This window comes from Bradyrhizobium sp. P2_E8 (genome assembly GCF_056403875.1).
Genome location: NZ_JBFUES010001607.1, coordinates 1 through 1,015, shown reverse-complemented (window position 1 = coordinate 1,015; position 1,015 = coordinate 1). Strand labels below are relative to the sequence as shown.

Sequence of the window (1,015 nt, the reverse complement as noted above, 5' to 3'; positions counted from 1 at the left end):
CCTCGTCATTGCGAGCGAAGCGAAGCAATCCAGAATCCCTCCGCGGAAATAGTCTGGATTGCTTCGTCGCTTCGCTCCTCGCAATGACGGAATGCGCGGAGCCAGCGTCGCCTCACACCAGCTTCGGCTCTTCCACCGCGACTGCATCCCCCACGCCGATCTCGCCGCCGGCGATCACCTCGGCATAGATGCCGCAATCCATGTGGCCGAGATGGCGCGAGAGCGTCGGCGGGATTTCGAGGTCGCGCTTTGCGGTCTCCGGATCGACATTGGTGGCCGGGCAACGGACGATGCGCTTGACCACCTGCAGCCGGGCCTGACCGATCGCGAGCGTCTGGCCGACGAGGTCGAGCTCGGACCAGGCCGGCCAGCCCTTGACGTAGAGATTGGCGCGGAAGCGCAGGGGGTGGACTGCGGTGCCACCGAGCATGGCCTCGATCGCGCGGACGCTGTCGAGATTGATGATGGACACGACCTTGCGGGCGACGTCGGAAAAGCTGTGGTTGCGGCCCGACAGAACCTTGGGCGGGCCCTTCAGCTCGGGCTGGAAGTTCTCGCTGAAGTAGCGCTCGATTGCGGCGCGCCCGGCGGCGGTCTCCAGATCGCCGCTGGCGACGATTTGGCCGTCCTTGCGGATGGTCAGGCGGTTGGTCGCGTCCTCGAACCGGCTGTCGAGGGAAGCCAGCCGCTCATTGCGCGCCAGCATCAGAAACTGGATCTTCGGCTTCCAGGCCGGCGCCTCGGGATCGAACCCGCTGGGGCCGTTCTCGATGGCGTAGCGGCGGTCGGCGGGCAGGGTTTCCCCTCGCCGCAAGGCGACGCGGGGCAGGCGCTCCGGCGTCAGGCCTTTGATTGGATAGCGATAGAGATCGGTGATTTCGGCGGTCTGGCTGGCTGTCATGCCGCTACTTAGGGGATTCGACCTGCTGGCGCCAAGCCGGCCAAACAGCGCACGAAATTGTGAACTCGCCTCTTTCGCTCCCCCAAGCCGCTTCCCACATTTGCCTCAGGCGGC

Annotated in this window: 1 protein-coding gene; it reads right to left on the bottom strand. The window is 65.7% G+C overall.

From position 1 onward, the window contains the following. Nucleotides 1–112: 112 nt before the first annotated feature. Nucleotides 113–901, bottom strand: coding sequence for an MOSC domain-containing protein (locus tag AC1D00_RS42670; protein ID WP_477014856.1), 789 nt, complete (start codon nt 899–901; stop codon nt 113–115). Nucleotides 902–1,015: the final 114 nt, after the last annotated feature.

Excerpts from the sequence above, each read along its gene's own strand:
- AC1D00_RS42670 (WP_477014856.1), bottom strand. The coding sequence starts at position 901 with ATGACAGCCAGCCAGACCGCCGAAATCACCGATCTCTATCGCTATCCA.